This window comes from Novosphingobium sp. TK46 (assembly GCF_055361525.1).
Genome location: NZ_CM143963.1, coordinates 220,934 through 239,995, shown reverse-complemented (window position 1 = coordinate 239,995; position 19,062 = coordinate 220,934). Strand labels below are relative to the sequence as shown.

Below are 19,062 nucleotides of genomic sequence, written 5' to 3'. Positions count from 1 at the left end.
ACCCTGGATGGACACGCAGGACCTGCAACTCTTCGTCTCGGGCCGCACGGTCAGTATCGTTCCGATGCGCGTGGAGGCCATGTTCGACGGAGCGCCAAGCAGCCCGAAGCTGTCCGATCACGATGGCTTCAGGGTCATCTACAAGCTGAGCTGGCGACCAGCTGCAATCCCAGCCCAATAGCGCCTACTTTGACTCGGTCTGCCGGAATGACGGCGGGATCGGCAGGATCTCGACCCTGCTCGTCGCGACATCGTACAGGGCGGGCACCACCTTGAGCGTTCCGGCGTTCAAGCCAGCCTCGATCACGGTCGAGGAGTTGATGAGGGTCGCCGCCTGCACCACCGCGTTCTGCCGTGTCACGGCCAGCGGATCGCGGCTCTTGCTCATGTAGATCGCAGGCAGGATCGCCGGGAACAAGGCGCTGATCTGGCCCGGAACGTCCGGGTTATCCATCGCCGCCTTGACCGCTCCGCAACTGGAATGGCCCATGACCACGATCGCCTTGATGCCCAACACGGCCACCGCATACTCCAGGCTGGCGATGATCTCCGGCGTCGTGATGTTGCCTGCCACGCGGGTTACGAAAAGCCGTCCGATCGGCTCATCGAAGACCATTTCGACCGGCACCCGAGAGTCCGCGCACGACAACACGCCGGCAATCGGCCATTGCCCCTCGGCCGCCTTGGCGCGTATAATCGCAAGATCGCGGGTATGCGCGACAGGTGCCCCCGCCACGAACCGGGCGTTTCCGGCCATGATCTCCTGAAGCGCCTGATCAGGGGTGATGGCTTTCGCGTCACCTGAAGCCACGGTTGATGGCGCTGCGATCGCCGTCGTATTTCCGAGAACGCCAAACGCACCGATGGTAGTCAGCCCTCCCAGAACGCCGCGTCGCGAATGGACGGAGTTGGCGTAATCAACGCGTGTCGAAGCTTGGCTGTCTGACATTGCAAACCCCTAGGGTCTTACCGTGATCGTCATCCACATTAGCATTTGAACGGGCCCCGGCAAGGCAACACGCGTCGGATCTTCTGGGGACGGCAGCTACGCTACGGGGTTACATACGTACCTCAAGCAATTATGCCTCCGTTACGCTTTGACGAACAAGTGAGGGACATGGTGCACAAAGCAATCGGTCTGGCTGCGGCCCTTTCCTTCCTGGCTTCGGGCATCGTTCAAGCCCAAGGCGCCAAGGCGAGTTCACCCCCTGAGTTCGCGCGCAAGATTGATCGGCTCAAGCCGGGCGAGTGGGTCTGGGCGCCGGCTGTCGCGCCTGCCGGGCCGATCCTGGTCTATGTCGACCTGTCGAAGCAGATCGCAATCGTCTATCGCAACGGCGTGCGCATCGCCGCCACAACGGTGTCGTCCGGAAAGGAGGGCCACGTTACGCCCACCGGTGTGTTCACGATCCTGCAGAAGGACGCTGCCCACCGCTCCAGCCTCTACAACAGCGCGCCCATGCCGTTCCAGCAGCGCCTGACGTGGGACGGGGTGGCGCTGCATGCCGGCGGCCTGCCCGGTTATCCCGAGAGCCACGGTTGCGTTCATCTGCCCTATGTCTTTGCGCAAGAACTGTTCGGGATAACCAACCTGGGCATCACGGTTATCATCGACGGCGATGCCGCTGCTCATATACGCACCAGCGACAACAGTCTGCTCGCGGCGTTCGATGCGAAGGGAAAGCCGGTCACTCACCGTCCGCTCCAGAAGGAAGAATATCGCTGGACGCCTGAACTGGCCGCTCAAGGGCCGTTGAGCATCATCGTCTCCAAGAGCGACCAGCGCATCGTGGTCCTCCGCAATGGCATCGAAATCGGGCGCAGCGTGGCGCAGATCAACGACGACGATCCAGGGTCCCACGTCATCAATCTGGTGACCCGCAACGGCAAACCGCAGTGGGTCTATGTCGGGATGCCGGGTCATGCCGAGGAGGAGGGGCGGCAAGTGGACGAAGCCGTGCTCAACCGCGTCCGAATGCCCAGCGCGTTCTACCAGCTAGTGCGCGCGCAACTGCGCCCCGGCGCAACAATCCTGGTGACGGCTTCTCAGGTCGGGGCCGAACCGCTGGAAAGGCTGACGATAGTCGATGCGGTCATGCCGCGGCCCTGACGATCAGGACCGTGGCGCTGTATTGTAGGCGTCCAAGATAAGCATTTTTGCATTTCTTAGCTTGCTGGGCACGACTTTTTTACGCGTTGAGTAATTTGACCGTTTTGTTCCAATCACGATGACGCGGCTGCTACGCGCGCCACTCGCCACGATGCGCTATGCTGCAGTGTAGCTCGAGCTGGAGGAGGATGGACAGTGTCTCAATACTGTTTGCCCGCCGATCCTCACCGCAGGCTAATTGAGCTTCAAAGAATGAGTCTAGACCCGCCCTCATATAAGACGTTCCGAAGCCTCATTAGGGCTCCCGATAGCGGACTCTCATTCATCTTGCTGACCGCGTCGCAACGAAGGGCGGAGACCGGGGACTTCGCCGCCGTTCCAGAGAAGTAGCGCGAATGGCGGGTTTCGGTCAAAGCCGAAATCCAGGGCAACCGTCACATTCATGCGCTTCAATAGCCAGAAGCGACTGACGCACACTGCTGTGGCTTAGGCGCGCGTCGATTGAGCAGCCGAGCTTCGTCCGGTTGAGCAATGGAAAGCAAACGGTGGCGTGACTAACAAAGTCTTTGCAGCTCACCGCCAAACTCCGCGGAGCGACGGATCGCATCCAGCACCCGCATCGTGTCGAGACTGTCGCGAAAGGTTGGCATCGAAGCACTTGATCCTGCACGATCCTCGATGGCCATGGCAAAGGTCTGAGCAAGGGCCGTGAAGGCGCCTAGTTCGAATGGAGTACGCTGATCTGCTTCCGCCATCGTAGGCAGGACAAGATCGGGCGGAATGGAAAGGTCGCGCGTACCGCTTGCATCCGACAATCTGACGATGCCGCGTTCGATCGAAACCGTTCCGCGACTGCCTGCGCAGCGCCATAGCGTCGCCATATCGCCCCACGCGCCGGCGGATTGCTGCAGCGATCCTTCGACGCCGCTCTGCGTCAGGAAACGCATGGAGTAGCTGTCGTCAGCCACGTCGCTGCGGTCGGACACGACGAGGAGGTTCGCGCTGAGCGACGCGAACTCGCCCAGCCAGGCCCGAATCTGATCGATCAGGTGCGACCCGGCCGCACCAAGCCAACCGCCTCCGGACGCCTTGTCGAACCACCAATTCGGCAGTCGTGCCTTCGGATCGGCGACCATCGGCAGGAACTGGTCGATCACGAGGAAGCGAGGTTCGCCGATCAGTCCGTCGGCGATCGCACGGCCGAACAACGCGCGTTCGGGCTGCCAGCGGAATTCATGCGCAACCAGGTTGACGACGTTCGCCTGCTCCGCTGCGGTGACCAGTTCGGCAGCCTCGTTCGCGTCGAGCGTGAACGGTTTTTCGCACAGCACATGGCAGCCGTGCGCAATCGCTTTGCGCACGAGGCCAGCATGGGTGACCGGCGGTGTCGCGATGCTGACCGCCCGCGCGCCCGTGCGCGTGATCGCTTCGTCAAGATCGGTGAAGTGGGCGGGGATGGACAAGTCCGCCGCCTTCCTGGCGAGCCGGTCGGCGTTGGTGCCGACCAGGCCCATGATCTCGAAGCCTGCCGCGCGCAGCGCCGGCACGTGCACACGCGCTCCGAAGCCGGTGCCCACCACCAATGCGGGTATCGCCATTCTATCTTCCCCCGTTCGCACGGGGCTCACAGCCGCACATGCACCTTCGTCTCATGGTTGGGCCCGCGCAGCGCCTCGAAGATGGACGGCAGCGCGTCGAGACCGACGGTGCTCGTGACGATAGCCTTGGGATCGACATGACCCTTGTCCATCTGATCGGCGATGATCCGGAAATCCTGCATCGTGTAGCCGACCAGGAATTGCATGGTGACGCACTTGTAGGCCGCCATCGCCGGCATCACCGGGTCGGGCCGCGTGCAAAAGCCAAGGGAGACAATGCGACCGTAGAGGCTGGCATGCATCACGGCTTTGGTCAGCATGCCCTCGCTGCCGACGCACTCGTAGACGATGTCCGGCGCGCCACCGAGCGCCTCGACGACCTCGCCGATCTCGTTGTCGCCAAAGGTCATGAAGGCGTCCGCACCCATTTCGAGGCAAAGCGCTTTTCGCCGCTCGGACCGGGACATGGCCACGATCCGCCGCGCGCCCATCCGGCGCGCCCAGTAGATCGCGTAGAGCGCGACTGTGCCGCCGCCCAAGACCAGTACCGTGTCGCCCGCTTTGATCCCGGATTGGCGGACGCCATAGCGACTGACGGCGAGCGGCTCGACGAGCGCACCGTCAGCCATGGACAGCGTTGCCGGCAGCTTGACCGCAAGTTCGGCAGGCAAGCGCGCGAACTCGGCAAACCCACGCATCGCGCCGCCGCTCTCCCGGCACAGAACTGGATTGCTGCCCGCACAGCCAGCGCAGTGCCCGCACGCGCCGGACGGAAGCACGCTGATCGGATCGCCGAGACGAAAGCCCTCGACCCCGCGACCGAGCGCGACGATCTCGCCGGCATATTCGTGGCCGAGTTGGCTACCGGGGCCGTAATCCCACATCTCGCCCTTAGTCATCGAAAGGTCCGTGCCGCAGATGCCGCAACGGTGGACCTTGATAACGAGTTCGCCCGGGCCGGGCTCGGGATCAGGCAGGGTCCCGATCGTGATCGGCTTGCCGTGACCTGGATAGATGGCGGCCTTCATCGAAGTACCTCCATGAGATCGTAGCGCTGGACATAGTCGCCGAAGGGCTCGCGGGCTTCAGCCTCGGTCATGCCGAAGTCGGCGATGCTGTAACGGTGGATGCCGCGGGCGAGTTCGGGCTTCTCCTCGATACGTTGCGCAAAGCCTGCCCGCACGTCGTCCGGAATGTTCCATCCGATGAAGGCGTAGATCCGCTCGAGCACCGTCATCGGATCGGCATGGAAGTCGGCATGGACGATGTCGAGCACCTGACCCGGATGGCTCTGCCGTACCGCGTCTGCCTTGCGTGTCGCGCTTGCCCACTTCGCCAATTCTCGGCGGAGCATGATTTCTGCTCGTTGATCGGCACGGCCCTCTTCAATCAGTGGGTGTAGTTGCATAAGCAGGGACACAAGCGATGGCACCGCCTTGGCCGGATCGCGGTGCGTCTGGATCACGCGAGCGTCGGGGAATACGGCGAACAACAAGTCGAGATTGTCGATGTGACCAGGGTTCTTGAGCAGCCAGCGCTTTTCGGGCTCGCCGCTCCCGATCAGCTGAACGCAACGCCGGAAATAGTCATATGCCGGCGCCTCGCTTTGCGTCTGCCACCAGGCATCGTAGCTCGCCGCCGACCAGCCGCAGGTCCAGAGGTTCGAGACGAAGCCATGCCACAAGAGCATGCAATCCTCGTGCACTTCCTCGGCGGCCATGAAGTGCGCCGCCCGCTTCTGAGGCGCCGCCGCATAGCGCGCCTCGAGCGCAGCCGCAGTCCTCTGGAATTGCGGATAGCTCGTCCAGTCGCTCACGGGGGGGCGCGGCATCGGCGTATCGAGCATCCAGGTCTGGAGACCCTGGAAGCGGCCATCGACGGCCATCAGCCGGTGCAGCGCGGTGGTGCCGGTGCGAGGGACGCCGGTGATCACGACCGGGCTGACGATCGGCGCGGCTTCGAAGCCGGCATGCACCTTCATCGACTGGATGGCCGATGCGCGGCCACGCAGCGCACCGATTACCTGGCCCCATGCGGCGCGACGGCCCTGCGCGCTGAAGTGCGGGTCATAGTCCATGGACTGGAGCAACGCCTTGAGACCCTCGAGATAATCGGGCGGGCCAAAGTCGTCGCTGCCAAGCTCGGCCGCCACCGTCCCGTGCAGCCGATCGAGTGCGTTGCGGAACACATCGGGCGGATCGTAGCTTGTGTCCATCGGTTGGTCCGATCCTAGTCTAGCTGGATGCCGCCGAGCGCGGGGCCACCGTTCACGGCGATCGTTTGGCCGGTCACGTAGGAGGCGGCATCGCTGGCGAGGAAGACGATCATGTTCGCCATTTCCTCTGGTGTGCCCGCGCGTCCGAGCGGGATCGCCGAGCCCATGTTGTCAGGATCGAGCCCGGCGACCTTCCAGGCCTCGGCGGCACGCTCGGAGCCGATCATGCCAGCAGCCACGCAATTGCAGCGAATCTGGTAGCGCCCCCACTCGGCGGCGGTGACGGTCGTGAACATCTGCAGCGCGGCCTTGGCCGCGGCATAATGCGCGCCACCCTTTACACCGGTGATGCCGGCGTTCGACGAGATGTTGACGATCGTGCCGGACCGCTGCGCGATCATGTGCTTGCCCGCCTCGCGCGTGCAGACATAGGCGGAGCGGGTGTTCAGCTCGAAGATCGAATCCCATCCGCGGGTCGGGATCGTTTCCAACGGCCCCATGCGAGTGCCGCCGGCATTGTTGACGAGCGTGTCGACGCGGCCGAACGCATCGACGGCACGCTGGACGAGGCGAATGCACGCCTGTTCGTCCTTCACGTCGGTCGGCACGGCCAGGCACGCGTTGCCGGTTGTCTCGCGGATGCGGGCCGCAGCGGCTTCGAGCTCCTCGGCACCCCGGCTGGCGATCACGACGGACGCGCCGAGGCGCGCGAGTTGCAAGGCCGTCGCATAGCCGATGCCGGTGCCGCCGCCGGTGATAATTGCCACCCGGCCACTAAAGGAGAGTTGATCTTGAATCATGTTAATCTCTTTTGCCACCCATCATGAATGAAGGATCGATCGCGCCGGTGAGCACGCCACTTGCGAAGCCTTGGTCTGTGTAAAGGAAGGTACCGGTGACGGCGGCGTTCAGCGGGCTGTTCAGCAGCACGAGCGGCCATGCCTGCTCCTCGGCAGTCGCCATTCGCCCAAGCGACGGATAGGGCCACGCGTCTAGGAACTCCTCCGTGACGCCCGAATGGTCGGTGAAGGCGGTACGAGTGGGGCATGGGCCAATCGCGTTCAAGCGGATCCGCCGCTCGTGCCCGAGCTTCACCGCGGCATGCTGCACCCAAACCGCTAGCATCTCTTTGGAGGTGGTATAGCCATCGCGCAGCCGCTTTTCAGGATCGTCATCGACCCACGCCAGCGCCGCATCGGGATCGGCGATCGCGAGCATCTCGAGGCTCTGGGCAAGGTTTTTCTGCCAGCCGAGCGCGGCGTCTGAAGAGATGAGCGCGATACCCGCACCGTCCGCTACGAACGGCAGCAGTGTATCGAGGAAGTGGCGCGCGCCGATATAGTTGACTTTCATACACTGGCGCGCGCCCTGCTCATGTGGAGGTATGCCGGCGCATGGGAACACGTAGTGGATCGGCGCGATGCTTTTCAGGCCTTTCGCAACTATGCGGACTTCTGCGAAATCAGAGAGGTCACATCGATGGAAGCTCGCATGCGCAACTTTGGGCTCCTGAATGTCGACGATATGCAGTTGTGCACCAAGATCGCCGAGGATCCGCGCCACCGCTTCGCCCATGCCTGAGGATCCGCCAGTGACGACAATTGCCTTACCGTGATAGCCAAGGTCTACCGTCGATTGAGTCATCGTTTTTCTCCTCGTCACCAGCGCCGACGCCGCTGGCAGGCGCGGACGCGTGCGCGCAGTTCCTCGACGCGCTCCTCGGCGGAGACACTCACCGTGTCGGGCGGCAGATGATCGCTGAGGTCGGCGAGCTTGACGCGCGTGATCGTCGGCACGGGTTCGCTATCGCAGTCGTACCAGCGACCGTAGATGCCGCCCTCAGTGTAGCCTGCGGGATCAAGCCAGTTGGGCACGCCGGGATCAGTGAGCGCGATGACGGCACGAAAGCGGCCGTCAGAACTCAGCTTCGCGAAGTGACCGTTGGTGCTCGACAGGCGGTATACGTATTCGAGCGCGTTGAAATAAGGATCGTTGAGCTGGATGTTCCAGTAGGGACGCCGCTCAGGCAGCGCGGTTTCGATGATCAGCGCCTCGTCGGGCGCAAGTTGGAAGCAGGCGGGCCAGTAGGTCTGCTTGGCGAGCGCACCGGGCATGCGGACTGGCTCGAAAACGTTCCAGCCGACACGCTCCTTCACGTCGTTCTGCATCGGATAGTAGAGCTTCGTCTTGCGGCCCGGGAACTTGGCCATCTCGCGGATGCGAGCGGCAATTTCATCGGGGCTCAGGCGCGGCTTTGGCGGCACAGGATCGAGGCACTCGATCGAGAGCATTGGATCGACCTCGTTCGCCCAGTCATAGCTGCGATAGCGGACCATCATGCCGCCGGCTTGCGGATCGATCGGCGCCCACTTGCCCGTATAGCCTGCCGGACGCTCGGCGCTGAAGATAACCTCGAAGTCTTCGCCGAGCGACAAGCCGAGATCGACATCGTCGACTTCGTTGTGGCCGCTGGGCCGCGGCATTTCGTCGACCGTGCCAGAGAGCGCCCGCTGGGTCGTGAAGCTGAGGATCTTGCAGGTGCCGCGGTTGCCCGAGACGCGGTACGTCAGATCGCCGCGGATCGGGGACTGGAGGTAGATGTCATCCGGGTTCGGCTGGAGCGTGAACACCGGGTTCCACAACGGCGCCCAGTCGGGGTGCTCGGCATCTGCATGGAAATAGGCGAAATACGCATAGGAAAGGCTCGTCAGCGTTTGACGGTAGACGTCGGCGCGATATGCGGGATCATCTGGCCGCCAGGTATCGGCGAGATTGTCGATCGCGCTTTCGAGGTCAGCGAGAAGCGGAAGGATCGAGGTGCCGAGATCGCTCACCACCGCCTCCTGCGCTGGCACGCATGCACCCGCCGACGCAGCTCATCGGCACGCTCATCCGGTGTCACGACCGGCGTGTCCGGGGGCAGGTGTTCGCGCAGGTCCGCAAGCTTCACGCGGGTGAGCGTCGGCGTCGGGCTGCTGTCGCAATCATACCATCGGCCGTAGATCGTGCCCTGCTGGAAGCCGGCTGGGTCTAGCCAGTTTGGCACCCCTGGATCGTTCAGCGCGATCACCGCGCGGAACCGGCCATCGGAGCTAAGCTTGGCGAAGTGGCCGTTCGTGCTGGAAAGCCGGTGCACGTACTCGACTGCGTTGAAATAGGGATCGTTCAGCTGAAAGTTCCAGTAGCGGCGCTGCACCGGCAGCTCGGTCTCGATGATCAGCGCCTCGTCGTCCTCTAACTCGTAGACTGCGGGCAGGTAGACCTGCCGCGTGAAGGAGCCGCCCATCACCATCGGCTCGAAGACGTTGACGCCGACCCGCTCGCGGATGGCGTTCTGCATGCCGTAGAAGAGTTTGGTCGCACGGACCGGCATGTTCGCCATATGGTCGATCCGTTCGAGGATCTCGGTCGGCGTCAGACGCGACTTGAGCCCTTTGGGGTTCAGGCATTCGATCGACATCCGAGGATCGAGTTCGTTTTCCCAATCATAGCTGCGGTAGCGCGTCATCAGGACACGCGCGCCTTCGGCGATCTTGAGCCAGTTGCCGGTGTGGCCGTGCGGCCGCTCGGTGCTCAGCAGCAGTTCGAAGCTGCCGTCCGGCGCGATCTCGAGCGCATCGCTGTCGATGTCGTTATAATACGCGCCAGTGAAGTCATTCTCCCACGGCATGCCAGACAGGCTCAGCTGGGTCGTGAACGTCGTCATGAAGACGGTGCCGCGATCGCCGCTGATCCGATAGCTGTAGTCGCTGCTGATCGGGCAATAGAGGTAGATGTCGTCCGGGTTGGGCTGCAGCGTGTACACCGGGTTCCACAGCGGCGCCCAGTCGGGATGCTCGGGATCGGCATGAAAGAAGGCGAAGTAGCCGTAGGAGAACTGCATCATGATCTGACGATAGACGTCGGCGCGGTATGCGGGGTCGTCCGGCCGCCAGGTGTTGGCGATCTCGTCGACTGCCTGATCGAGCGGGCGCAGCAGATCGAGCAGGGGCGGAATGACCTCGCTCATCACTCAACTCCTCGGAACGTTGTTGAAGAAGCCGAGACCAGCTTCGGTCGGCAGCATATATTCGAGATAGTGGCCAAGCTCGGGCGCATGCACAAACAGGACCTCGACCAGTGGATTGACGTTCCTGTGCAACACAAGCCAGCCGACGGCGCGCGCGGCCGTCTCGACGCCGTTCAGTTGAGCGCGATCGTGGAGGATGTAACCGAGATGGTGGTGCCGCATGTGGAAGCCCGCCTCTCCCGGCAGCCAATCCGCATAGACCGGGATTTGCGAGCCTTCGGCCTCCATCAGCTCGTACATGAGCGTGCCCACCCAGGCGAGCGCGATCCTGATGGCACCACCCCGCGGCAGGGGACCGCCGAGATCCTGAAATTCACGAATGCCGAGCCGCTCAGTGAACAGCGCCTTTGCCCGATCGAGATCGTTGGTGAGATAGGCCGTCTGGAAATGCTCGGCCCGCAGTAATCCCTGCGAGGGATCGAACATGCCCGGCGGCCTCGACAGCAAGTAATCCACCATCATCATCCTCTCGCCCGGCACTCGTATGAGAGTACGCACTATCAAAGACACGGCAAGTACTTTCGATTCGCGCGTGTGCGCATCGCCATGGCGTTGCGGGCGGCTCGACCCGCCGCGTCGCATGCGCCAAGGTGGCCTGATGAAGTTCGACGACAGCGCGCCATCACTACCCACACGTCGCCGTCGGCCAGCTGCGGAGATCCGCAAGCTCTTGCTTGCGGCTGCCTCCGAGGCATTTGCGGCCAATGGCTATGCGGGCGCTACGACTGCGGCGATCGCCCGCACTGCCGGCGTTACCGAGGCGCAGCTGTACCGCTACTATGCGACAAAGGCTGACCTGTTCCGCGAAGCTGTCTTCGAACCGCTCGCCGAGCACCTGTCGCGCTTCACCGCTTTACAGGAAGGTTGGGCTGGCAGCGGTCCTGCGCGTCCTGATCAAGCACGCGCGTACATCAGCGAGCTTAACATGTTCTTCGAAAGAAATGCGGGCTTGTTGCGTTCACTGCTGGCGATGCAGCAGGCCGGTTCCGGCGATAGTGGTCACGGCGCTGCGATCAAAGCGCTACAACGTTACTTCGAGACCGGTGCTGCCGCTTGGGCCAGCCGCTTGGACCAACGAGCGAGCGTGGATCCGCAGCTGATCGTTCGGATTTCCTTCGCTGCAGTCATGGGCACTGCGCTTTTTAAGAGTTGGCTGTTCCCAGAGGAGCTTGCCACCGGTCCAGAGATCGAGAATGCGCTGGCGGATTTCGTCCTAAATGGCATAACATAGTCGAGTTGCAGAAGCGAGCTCACGTGTCGGCGGTCAGAGCGGCCGAGTTGTTCAAGCCTGGCGGCCAGCGCCGAGCAACCTACCGTCGTCTTGTCGACTTATTTGCCGGAAAGCCGACACACGTTGCGACTGGCACGACGACCAACAAGACTGCGCCAATATCCTATTGGCGCCCTCAAGCCGATCATCCAGCGGGCTTTTCACTCTCCGTGCGGGCGTTTGTTCATGCGGCAACTCAGCTCACAGAGAGGGTCAGATCGGGCGTGCGTCATGGAACATTCTGTGTTGCTTACACGGGCGAACCGATTGAGGACACCAACGGCGTTCGTGTGTAGCGAACCGAAAGTCGGCTTTCCAGCGATTGTGTTGAAAAACTCTCATGCCCGGACCTAGACTAATCATAGGCGTAATATTCCTTCGAACAATGGCGCCGCGGAGAAGCTTCGGTGCTGAGGGCATGGCGTTTACGCTATTTAGGTCCTGTTGACATAGTGGATTCCCGAGCGGGCTGAGTTCTGATTCAAGGCTGTCTTTTGGGAGGCAGGCTTGGGACGCGGCGATCTGACGGACGAGCAATGGGCGGTGATTGGTTTGCTGCTTCCCTCGGAGCGGGGCCGCAAGGCACGGCCTGCGCACGATAACCGACGCTTTTTGAACGGCATGCTGCATGTCCTTCGGGTCGGCTGCCCCTGGCGCGACATGCATGAGCGGTACGGCAAGTGGAACTCGGTCTATGTCAGATTCCGGCGCTGGGCCTTGGCTGGCGTGTGGGATGCCATGCTCGAGACGTTGGTCGAACTTAGCCTCACCGACGACTGGCAGCACATGATCGACAGCACCGTGGTTCGCGGCCATTCTCAGGCGGCGGGCGCTAAAGGGGGACCTGCAAGGAGGGCTTTGGTCGAAGCCGCGGCGGCTTTACGAGCAAGATCCACGCCCGCTGTGACGGTCAGGAACGCCCTCTTGGCTTCGTCCTGACCGGCGGTGAAGTCTCCGATTATCGCGCCGTGCCGCAATTGCTCGATATGCCGGTAAAACCACCCAAAGCGATGCTGGCCGACAAGGGCTACGACAGCGATGCGGTGCGAGAAACCCTGTTGCTGCAGGGTATCCTGCCGATCATCCCACCAAAGGCCAATAGGCGAGAACCCGCATCATGCGACTATCGCAGATACCGCGACCGCAACCACGTCGAGCGATTGTTCAACCGTCTCAAGCAGTTCCGCCGCATCGCCACCCGATACGACAAGACCGCAATGTCGTTCTTTGGCTTCTTGGCGCTAGCTGCCGTTCACGTCTGGTTGCCGCACTATGTCAACAGGACCTAGGGCACTTACGAGAATGATGATTGAGCAGTCTCGCCGAAATGCGTGGCTAGGCCGAAGGGGAGGAGGCAGTGCGCCTGTCGCCCTCATTCAAGACATACACCTGCTCTCAACGCGATCCTTAAAGCCGCCGCTCTTTCATGTGCGTAAAACGAGCTAGTACCCGCTGCCGTCCACTAGCGACTGAAGCGTTTTAGCCGCCCATCTAGTCGCATCAGGCGTAGTCTTGCCCGCGGCGAGACCGTGGACCTGGAAGGTCAGCCCCGACATCAAAGCGAAGAGCATGCCCGCGCGGCCTTCGGCATCCGGTGGACCCAGCCACTCCGCGAGGGGGGAGATCATATGCTCCCGCCACACGCGCACCGCCACGTCATGCGATTCAGGGTCTGCCAATGCGTGCATCAGCATGGCGGTGATAGTGACGTTGCTGCGTTCGCGGATGAGGCGCGTCATGGTCTCGCCGAAACGCTCCTTTTTCCAGGTAAAGACCGAGTTCGCGCGGATGATCTCGACCATGGCTGCTTCGAACAACGCAACCTTGGTCCCAAAATAACGCACCGGGAGGGAAGAGGCGACATCTGCACGAGCGGAAATTTCGCGCAATCCTGCGGCACCGTAACCACGCTCGGTGAATACCGCCACGGCTGCATCGAGGATGCGCGCTCTCGTGCGGACTGGGTCGCGACGCCGTATCTCAGGCGTGAGTTCTGCCATCTCCATTTATCAAGCTTACTCATCCTCGTCCGGAGCCACAAGTGAGCAGCTGCTCATTACTGTTGAGCAGCTGCTCACTTGTGCTAGGCTCAGCGCAACGGTAGCACGATCAGGAGAGAATTATGCCGCACGTCACGCGCAGCCACTGCCGGATTTGCACCAACCAATGCGGCATCACGCTGACAGTCGAAGGCGAGCAGATCGTACGCGTCAAAGGCGACTTTGATCACCCGCTGAGCAAGGGTTATACCTGCCCCAAGGGCCGCGCCGTGGGCCGGTTACACCACCATGAACGAGCAATCGTCCGCCCCTCGTTGATGCAGAACGAACAGCGGCGCGACGAAAGCTGGGATGCCGTGCTGGACGATCTTGCGGCGCGTCTGGGCAAAGTGATCGCTCAGCATGGTCCCAACGCGATCGGCTTCTACTTCGGTAGCGGGCTGGGAATGGATGCGGCGGGCTTCCGCATGGCTGAGGTCTTCTACAACGCACTGGGCCACCCGCCCAAGTTCTCGCCACTGACGATCGACGGCACTGCCAAGGTTCTCGTCAGCAGCCTGGTGGGCGGCTTTCCCGGGCTCTCAGGCAAAACCGACAACGAGACTGTCGACCTGCTGCTTTACGTCGGGGTGAATCCGATGGTGAGCCACGGTCACAACACCGGCATGTTCAGTCCACCGACTTGGATCCGCGCCATCGCCGATCGCGGTGAGGTTTGGACCATCGATCCGTTGCGCACCGAGACTGCGGCCTTTTCCACCCGGCACATCGCGCCCCTGCCGGGCAAGGATTACGCAATCCTGGCGTGGCTCGTGCGCGAGGTGATCGATGGCGGGCCGCTCGCGCTTGAACAACCCGTGCAGGGGCTCGATGCATTGCGCCTCGCGCTGGAAGGCTACGACCGCGCGACCGCTGCCCGTGTGGCCGGCGTGAGCCAGGGCGACCTTGAGGACCTGTTGGCTGCCGTGGTTCGCTTTGGTGGCGTCACAGTCGAGACTGGCACTGGCGTAACCATGTCCGAAGGCGCGAATGTCACCCAATGGTTTGCCTGGCTGCTCAACATCCTGACAGGCCGGATGAACCGTCGGGGCGGGGTCTGGTTCCACCCCGGGTTCCTGACCCAGTACGACAGCTTCGAACTGCCCCGCATGGACAATCCGTTCACGCCAGGTGCGCCGACGATGCCGGGGGTCAACGGCATCATCGGCGACTGGCCCTGCGCCGCGTTGCCGGGCGAGATCGAGGCTGGGAACATCCGCGCGCTGGTGAATCTGGGCGGAAGCCTGGTGCGCTCGTTCCCAGACGCCAACGTGCTGGTTCCGGCGCTGCGCAAGCTCGACACCTTTGTTTCTTTCGAGGTCGTCGAGAACGAGACGACCGCACTGTCCACCCATATCCTGCCCACCAAAGACCAGACCGAACGACCGGACATTTCGTTCTGGGACACGCTGAGCGGAAGCTTGTCGATGCTCTACTCGCCCGCGGTCGTGCCGCCGATGGGCGAACGACGCTCGGCCTGGTGGATCGTCGCGCAACTCATGACTCGGATGGGACTGGCGTTGCCCGATGACCTGCCGGAGAGCGACCGGATCGCGGGGGCAGACGACGCCATGCTGGCGCGCCAGATGGCAGGTGCGCGCTGTAGCTTCGAGGAGTTGAAGGCCGAGGGTACGATCTCTCGTCCTCTGGAGTTTCCCGGTGCGTGGGTCGACCGGCACATCGAGCGGATCGGCGGCTGGATCGTCGCGCCGCAGCCGCTGCTGGACTTGTGGGCGAAGACCCGTGCTGCCGACGAGGCGCAGGCTGGCCCGCCGTCGCTCAGCTTCATACCGCGTCGCCAGCGCCGCAAGCTCAACGCGTCGCTGTCGTTCCTCGGCAGTCCGGCGGACATCATCCTCAATCCCGAAGACGCTGCACTGCACGGGATCGCCCATGACGACCGAGTGCAGGTGACGACCGCGAGCGGAACTATTGTCTTGGTCGCCAACATCAGCGCCACGATCCGCCCGGGCGTCGCCTCGATCCCACACGGCCACGAGAGCGCAAACGTGAACTTGCTGACGAGTGTCCAGACGGTCGATGCGATGACCGGCATGGTGCTGTACTCGGGCATACCGATCACCATCAAACGGCTTGAGCAGCCGGAACGCGCTCTCGCAGTGGCGGCACCCACGAAAGGCCTCCAGCAATTGTGCTAACGCCGATCAGCCCGTTCGTACGACCATAGAATAAAGAGGGTCGCTGTCAGTCCAATCCAACCGCCCAGGCCTGCCCCAACCACCGCGAGCAAAAGCAAGCCGACCAACGCGGTGGTCGATTTTCCCGATCCTTTTAATATGGAACTTGTCGTTCAGCTGGCTGCCAAAGTCTCCCGATTGAACGCCCACACAATCAATCCGAGCAATGTAATTGCCGCTTGCCCAGCCAATAACAGGTACCAGCCACCGGTAGCCCAAAGGTATCCTGCCAAGGTAGAAGTCACGGCGCCGCCGGTGAAATTGCAGACAACGAACGCTGTGTTTAGACGGCTTCGTGCCTCAGGTGCGAGCGAGAAGAGGCGGGTGTGGTTGAGGACGCTTGCACCTTGCAGCGCTATATCGATGAGAAGGACGGCCAGGAGCAGCATCCAGATGGAACTGCCTCCTGCTGCGGCGATGCCGATCGAGACAAGAGTGAGGCCAAGAGCGGACCCTGTCGCCGGGACTGACAGGCCGCGATCATGCAGCAGACCGGCCCGCCGAGCGGCCAATGCGCCGGCCAAACCGACCAGGCCAACAAGACCAATCTGCATCACGGAGTAAGAATAGGCCGGGGAACTGAGCAGGAAGGTAAGGCCGGTCCAGAACATGGTGAAGACAGAGAACCCGCACGCACCGAGAAGCAGTGTGACCTGGATTGGCCGGTTGCGTGCCACGGTCGTGGCGATCGACAGGAGGAGTACGCCATAGGACATGCGTGTACGCTGCCTGTCGGCAGGCAGCCTGAACGCCAGAAGGCCGGCGAGGCCCAGGGTAACGAGAGCAGCAACCAAGTATATCGAACGCCAACCGAAAAGGTCCGCAAGCAAACCGCTGATCGTTCGCGACAACAGGATGCCCGTCAGTGCGCCTGCGGCAATCGACCCGATGACGTGGCCGCGTTGGTCGTCCCTGGCAAGATCTCCGGCAAGGGGGAGAAGCAGATGTCCCGAGACGGTCGTCAGGCCGACAGCGGCCAGTGTCCCTAGAAGGATGGTGTAGTTGGGCGCCAGGGCACAAGCGAACAGGGCCAAGGCTGCCATCGTCATCACCGCCGGTATCAACCGGCGGCGATCAAGGGCGTCGCCCAGCGGGACGAGCAGCAACACGCCGAGGGCGTAGCCGAGCTGGGTCACTGTGATCAGCGAACCGGAAGCCGCAAGCGGGAAATCCAAGGCCGCCGATATATCGGTGAGCAGAGGCTGCGCCCAATAGAGGTTACCGACGGCAGAGCCGGCGGCAACCGCGAACAAGAAGATCATGCTAGCGGACATTCCGCGTGCCTCGGATTTCATTGTCCTTCCAACTGTCAGTCCCTGCATTCCGAGTTTCGCTGCCTCAAGTGATATCCTGTGTGTTCCCGTCTGCGTGGAGGTCGAATGGGCGAACTGGATCCGTTGTTGTCTTGAGGACCAAGTTAGTGGCGCTGTACCCTAAGCGCAGACATGAGTTGGCAAAGGTTGCCCGATAAGTTTTGAAGCCGGCCGCTTTTCCATGCGTTCGAACCAGGAGGCCAGATTCTTGCGGCCAGGAACATTCAGCCAAGACAATGACTGCCCCATGGTGAACATGAACGCATATAGTAGGACATCCGCCATGGAGACGTTGTCTCCGGTAATATAAGTCTTGCCTTCCATATCTTCATCCAGCTGATTGAAGCCGCGCTCAGCCTCAATGCGATTGGCCAATTTCGCTTCCGGCACTGGAAGTCGATTGCCGCGGTAAAAGTTGATCGCGTCGTCGGTGCCACGCCAATGGGCGACAAAATGAGCGATGACCTCGAGATAGACGCGACGCGTCCACATGTCGGTGACGGCACGCTCCTCGGGCGTTGCACCGAACAGTGATTGGCCACCCTTGGCAACCTCATCCAAATACCGGCAGATTGCGGTAATCTCAGTAATCACTTGGCCATTGTCGAGGCGCAGCGCTGGCAGTTCACCGCGCTGGTTGACCGTCTCCCGATAGGCCTTCGTACGGTTTTCCAGGTTGATCAGATCTACCGATTGTACGTCGAGATCAAGGTGGCCGCGCTCCAGAATGAAGAGGCGAACGGTGGCGGGGTTTGGACTTGCCACATTGGCATCATAGAACAGCATGATCACTCCTTGATCTGTAGCCACCGGATCTTGCCGATGTAAACCGAAGAGTGTACTTATCGACCTTCAACTTACATGTAAACCCGTGAGTTTACATCCCGGAGTATCAATGACAGAGTCCCGCCTCCCGCTCACGCAGAAAAAGCGGATGGATATTGTCAAAGCCAGTGCGGTCGAGTTCCAGGAGTTCGGGTTCGCTGGCGCTCGTGTTGACCGGATAGCCGAGCGTGCCAACGTATCCAAACGCACTCTTTACAAGCACTTCGAAAGCAAGGATGCGCTGTTCGACGCCATTATGGGCAGCGTCGTGCTGCCCATGGCCAAACAAGAGGCACCCCGTCTCGATACCACTCGACCGCTGAAGCCGCAGATGGTGAGCTTGGCCAAGGCATATATGGCGATTGTTTCTGGCGACGACTATGTTGGGCTGGCGCGAGTAATCGTTTCAGAATTCATTCGTGACACGGAACGCTCCCAAGCAGCCATGGTAAAAGCCGACGTCGCCGCCGGTCCGATAGAGGATATGATCGGTCAGGCTATGTCAGCTGGTTTGTTGCGCCCTGCCGATCCGAAATACGCTGGAGAACAGCTAAGCGCTTTACTGAAAGCTTTTTTTTTCTGGCCAAAGTTCTTGAGCGGCGCCAGCTCGATGGAAATCGCAAAAGCTGACGAAGTTATCGACGATTGCCTCGAAATGTTTCTCGCTCACTACCAAGCCGAATGAACCGAAGCGACGGCTTTTCGGATTGAGAGAATGCCGATTGAATGGCCTAGAATTGGTCGATTCTGCGCCGTCCGGTTTCGAGGGTGACCCTGATGCACGCTGAGTGAAGCACAAGGAAACGCGCCGTCCACGGCTTCAAGGCCCATGTCGGCGCCGATGCCGATACGGCGCTGGTCGAGGAGATCTTGGTGTCCTCGGCCAACATCAATGACGGCAAGGCGGGTCTGAAGCTTGCCCGACAATCTTCAAGGTGCGGGCCGATGGCGCCTATCGCGGTGCGCACATCCGCAATGCCGTCCGGGCGTAGGGAGGTATCCCCCGGATCGTTGCGACTGGCATGTGGAGCCGCGATGAGCAGGAAACTCTGCGCAAGCTCCACGAGTGGAACCAACTGATCCACCGCATGCATGGCCGGATCGAGAAGATTTTCGGAACCTGGAGGCGAAGCTACGGCCTGCGTCGAATGCGACGGCGAGGTCTCGCCAAAGCCGCCGCCCAAGTCCACCTCACCGCCATCGCATACAACCTCAAGCGCACGATGCACATTCTCGCAGCAGCAGCCTGGAGGCGACACGTCGATCAAGTCGCAGATCAAAGCGGCGCCCGTAAAGGCAAATGCACGCAAGAATCTAACTGAGAATGACGCAATGCGCCAAGCCCACCCGCGCACAAGTCTTCGACGTGCGCCAATCCTAGCATGCTCACGGTGCCAATCTCATTCACGCGATATCGACGTTATC

Annotated in this window: 18 protein-coding genes and 1 pseudogene; 7 read left to right on the top strand and 12 right to left on the bottom strand. The window is 61.7% G+C overall.

The window, feature by feature from the left end:
- Positions 1–7 precede the first annotated feature (7 nt).
- Positions 8–181, top strand: a complete 174-nt coding sequence (locus ACXJ1Z_RS01045) for a hypothetical protein (protein WP_463781295.1) — start codon at positions 8–10, stop codon at positions 179–181.
- 3 nt (positions 182–184) lie between these two features.
- Here the strand turns inward: ACXJ1Z_RS01045 and ACXJ1Z_RS01040 are convergent, their stop codons facing one another.
- Entirely contained in the window at positions 185–811 is a 627-nt protein-coding gene (locus tag ACXJ1Z_RS01040; protein WP_463778893.1) for a carbonic anhydrase, read from the bottom strand.
- Between the two features lie 306 nt (positions 812–1,117).
- On the opposite strand from ACXJ1Z_RS01040, the gene ACXJ1Z_RS01035 reads away from it, so the two are divergent.
- Entirely contained in the window at positions 1,118–2,110 is a 993-nt protein-coding gene (locus tag ACXJ1Z_RS01035) for a L,D-transpeptidase family protein (protein ID WP_463778892.1), read from the top strand.
- A 554-nt stretch (positions 2,111–2,664) separates the two neighbouring features.
- Here the strand turns inward: ACXJ1Z_RS01035 and ACXJ1Z_RS01030 are convergent.
- Genes ACXJ1Z_RS01030 through ACXJ1Z_RS00995 form a run of 8 tightly spaced genes read right to left on the bottom strand, consistent with a single transcriptional unit; the run spans position 2,665 to position 10,457 of the window.
- Positions 2,665–3,738 carry a Gfo/Idh/MocA family protein gene (locus ACXJ1Z_RS01030; protein WP_463778890.1) on the bottom strand — a complete coding sequence of 358 codons (1,074 nt, stop codon included), beginning with the start codon at positions 3,736–3,738 and terminating at the stop codon, positions 2,665–2,667.
- On the bottom strand, positions 3,735–4,736 hold the full coding sequence (locus tag ACXJ1Z_RS01025) for an alcohol dehydrogenase catalytic domain-containing protein (protein WP_463778888.1): 1,002 nt from the start codon (positions 4,734–4,736) through the stop codon (positions 3,735–3,737). Before ACXJ1Z_RS01025 ends, ACXJ1Z_RS01030 begins: the two co-directional genes overlap by 4 nt.
- Complete coding sequence (locus ACXJ1Z_RS01020) at positions 4,733–5,923, bottom strand: sulfotransferase family protein (protein ID WP_463778887.1); 1,191 nt, start codon at positions 5,921–5,923, stop codon at positions 4,733–4,735. Before ACXJ1Z_RS01020 ends, ACXJ1Z_RS01025 begins: the two co-directional genes overlap by 4 nt.
- A gap of 14 nt (positions 5,924–5,937) precedes the next feature.
- Positions 5,938–6,723 carry an SDR family NAD(P)-dependent oxidoreductase gene (locus ACXJ1Z_RS01015; protein ID WP_463778886.1) on the bottom strand — a complete coding sequence of 262 codons (786 nt, stop codon included), beginning with the start codon at positions 6,721–6,723 and terminating at the stop codon, positions 5,938–5,940.
- A gap of 1 nt (position 6,724) precedes the next feature.
- On the bottom strand, positions 6,725–7,567 hold the full coding sequence (locus tag ACXJ1Z_RS01010) for an SDR family oxidoreductase (protein ID WP_463778884.1): 843 nt from the start codon (positions 7,565–7,567) through the stop codon (positions 6,725–6,727).
- Positions 7,568–7,581: 14 nt separating this feature from the next.
- Complete coding sequence (locus ACXJ1Z_RS01005) at positions 7,582–8,757, bottom strand: hypothetical protein (protein WP_463778883.1); 1,176 nt, start codon at positions 8,755–8,757, stop codon at positions 7,582–7,584.
- A complete protein-coding gene (locus tag ACXJ1Z_RS01000; RefSeq protein ID WP_463778882.1) occupies positions 8,754–9,932 on the bottom strand; it encodes a DUF1214 domain-containing protein in 1,179 nt (392 codons plus the stop codon). The genes ACXJ1Z_RS01005 and ACXJ1Z_RS01000 overlap by 4 nt, the downstream gene beginning before the upstream one ends.
- A gap of 3 nt (positions 9,933–9,935) precedes the next feature.
- Positions 9,936–10,457 carry a hypothetical protein gene (locus ACXJ1Z_RS00995; protein ID WP_463778881.1) on the bottom strand — a complete coding sequence of 174 codons (522 nt, stop codon included), beginning with the start codon at positions 10,455–10,457 and terminating at the stop codon, positions 9,936–9,938.
- Between the two features lie 133 nt (positions 10,458–10,590).
- Between ACXJ1Z_RS00995 and ACXJ1Z_RS00990 the strand changes: the two genes are divergently transcribed.
- Together ACXJ1Z_RS00990 and ACXJ1Z_RS00985 are read left to right on the top strand one after the other, a co-directional pair.
- On the top strand, positions 10,591–11,223 hold the full coding sequence (locus ACXJ1Z_RS00990) for a TetR/AcrR family transcriptional regulator (RefSeq protein ID WP_463778879.1): 633 nt from the start codon (positions 10,591–10,593) through the stop codon (positions 11,221–11,223).
- 546 nt (positions 11,224–11,769) lie between these two features.
- Positions 11,770–12,551, top strand: a pseudogene (locus ACXJ1Z_RS00985) (IS5 family transposase).
- A gap of 153 nt (positions 12,552–12,704) precedes the next feature.
- On the opposite strand, the gene ACXJ1Z_RS00980 reads toward ACXJ1Z_RS00985, so the two are convergent.
- Positions 12,705–13,262 (bottom strand): TetR/AcrR family transcriptional regulator, encoded by a 558-nt coding sequence (locus ACXJ1Z_RS00980; protein ID WP_463778878.1) that lies wholly within the window; start codon positions 13,260–13,262, stop codon positions 12,705–12,707.
- A gap of 122 nt (positions 13,263–13,384) precedes the next feature.
- Between ACXJ1Z_RS00980 and ACXJ1Z_RS00975 the strand changes: the two genes are divergently transcribed.
- Positions 13,385–15,460 (top strand): molybdopterin-containing oxidoreductase family protein, encoded by a 2,076-nt coding sequence (locus ACXJ1Z_RS00975; RefSeq protein ID WP_463778877.1) that lies wholly within the window; start codon positions 13,385–13,387, stop codon positions 15,458–15,460.
- 152 nt (positions 15,461–15,612) lie between these two features.
- Here ACXJ1Z_RS00975 and ACXJ1Z_RS00970 read toward each other — a convergent pair whose 3' ends face one another.
- Complete coding sequence (locus ACXJ1Z_RS00970) at positions 15,613–16,761, bottom strand: MFS transporter (RefSeq protein ID WP_463778875.1); 1,149 nt, start codon at positions 16,759–16,761, stop codon at positions 15,613–15,615.
- A gap of 171 nt (positions 16,762–16,932) precedes the next feature.
- The gene (locus ACXJ1Z_RS00965) at positions 16,933–17,598 is read right to left on the bottom strand and encodes a glutathione S-transferase family protein (RefSeq protein ID WP_463778874.1); all 666 of its coding nucleotides are present in this window, start codon (positions 17,596–17,598) and stop codon (positions 16,933–16,935) included.
- Positions 17,599–17,707: 109 nt separating this feature from the next.
- On the opposite strand from ACXJ1Z_RS00965, the gene ACXJ1Z_RS00960 reads away from it, so the two are divergent.
- Together ACXJ1Z_RS00960 and ACXJ1Z_RS00955 are read left to right on the top strand one after the other, a co-directional pair.
- Positions 17,708–18,322 carry a TetR/AcrR family transcriptional regulator gene (locus ACXJ1Z_RS00960; RefSeq protein ID WP_463778872.1) on the top strand — a complete coding sequence of 205 codons (615 nt, stop codon included), beginning with the start codon at positions 17,708–17,710 and terminating at the stop codon, positions 18,320–18,322.
- Positions 18,323–18,659: 337 nt separating this feature from the next.
- On the top strand, positions 18,660–18,959 hold the full coding sequence (locus ACXJ1Z_RS00955; protein WP_463778870.1) for a transposase: 300 nt from the start codon (positions 18,660–18,662) through the stop codon (positions 18,957–18,959).
- Positions 18,960–19,062 lie beyond the last annotated feature (103 nt).

What these genes read in the sequence shown, in the direction of transcription:
- ACXJ1Z_RS01045 (WP_463781295.1), top strand. Translation starts at nt 8, where the DNA reads ATGGACACGCAGGACCTGCAACTCTTCGTCTCGGGCCGCACGGTCAGT.
- ACXJ1Z_RS01035 (WP_463778892.1), top strand. Translation starts at nt 1,118, where the DNA reads ATGGTGCACAAAGCAATCGGTCTGGCTGCGGCCCTTTCCTTCCTGGCT.
- ACXJ1Z_RS01025 (WP_463778888.1), bottom strand. Translation starts at nt 4,736, where the DNA reads ATGAAGGCCGCCATCTATCCAGGTCACGGCAAGCCGATCACGATCGGG.
- ACXJ1Z_RS01020 (WP_463778887.1), bottom strand. Translation starts at nt 5,923, where the DNA reads ATGGACACAAGCTACGATCCGCCCGATGTGTTCCGCAACGCACTCGAT.
- ACXJ1Z_RS01015 (WP_463778886.1), bottom strand. Translation starts at nt 6,723, where the DNA reads ATGATTCAAGATCAACTCTCCTTTAGTGGCCGGGTGGCAATTATCACC.
- ACXJ1Z_RS01010 (WP_463778884.1), bottom strand. Translation starts at nt 7,567, where the DNA reads ATGACTCAATCGACGGTAGACCTTGGCTATCACGGTAAGGCAATTGTC.
- ACXJ1Z_RS01000 (WP_463778882.1), bottom strand. Translation starts at nt 9,932, where the DNA reads ATGAGCGAGGTCATTCCGCCCCTGCTCGATCTGCTGCGCCCGCTCGAT.
- ACXJ1Z_RS00995 (WP_463778881.1), bottom strand. Translation starts at nt 10,457, where the DNA reads ATGATGATGGTGGATTACTTGCTGTCGAGGCCGCCGGGCATGTTCGAT.
- ACXJ1Z_RS00990 (WP_463778879.1), top strand. Translation starts at nt 10,591, where the DNA reads ATGAAGTTCGACGACAGCGCGCCATCACTACCCACACGTCGCCGTCGG.
- ACXJ1Z_RS00980 (WP_463778878.1), bottom strand. Translation starts at nt 13,262, where the DNA reads ATGGCAGAACTCACGCCTGAGATACGGCGTCGCGACCCAGTCCGCACG.
- ACXJ1Z_RS00975 (WP_463778877.1), top strand. Translation starts at nt 13,385, where the DNA reads ATGCCGCACGTCACGCGCAGCCACTGCCGGATTTGCACCAACCAATGC.
- ACXJ1Z_RS00970 (WP_463778875.1), bottom strand. Translation starts at nt 16,761, where the DNA reads ATGATCTTCTTGTTCGCGGTTGCCGCCGGCTCTGCCGTCGGTAACCTC.
- ACXJ1Z_RS00965 (WP_463778874.1), bottom strand. Translation starts at nt 17,598, where the DNA reads ATGCTGTTCTATGATGCCAATGTGGCAAGTCCAAACCCCGCCACCGTT.
- ACXJ1Z_RS00960 (WP_463778872.1), top strand. Translation starts at nt 17,708, where the DNA reads ATGACAGAGTCCCGCCTCCCGCTCACGCAGAAAAAGCGGATGGATATT.
- ACXJ1Z_RS00955 (WP_463778870.1), top strand. Translation starts at nt 18,660, where the DNA reads ATGTGGAGCCGCGATGAGCAGGAAACTCTGCGCAAGCTCCACGAGTGG.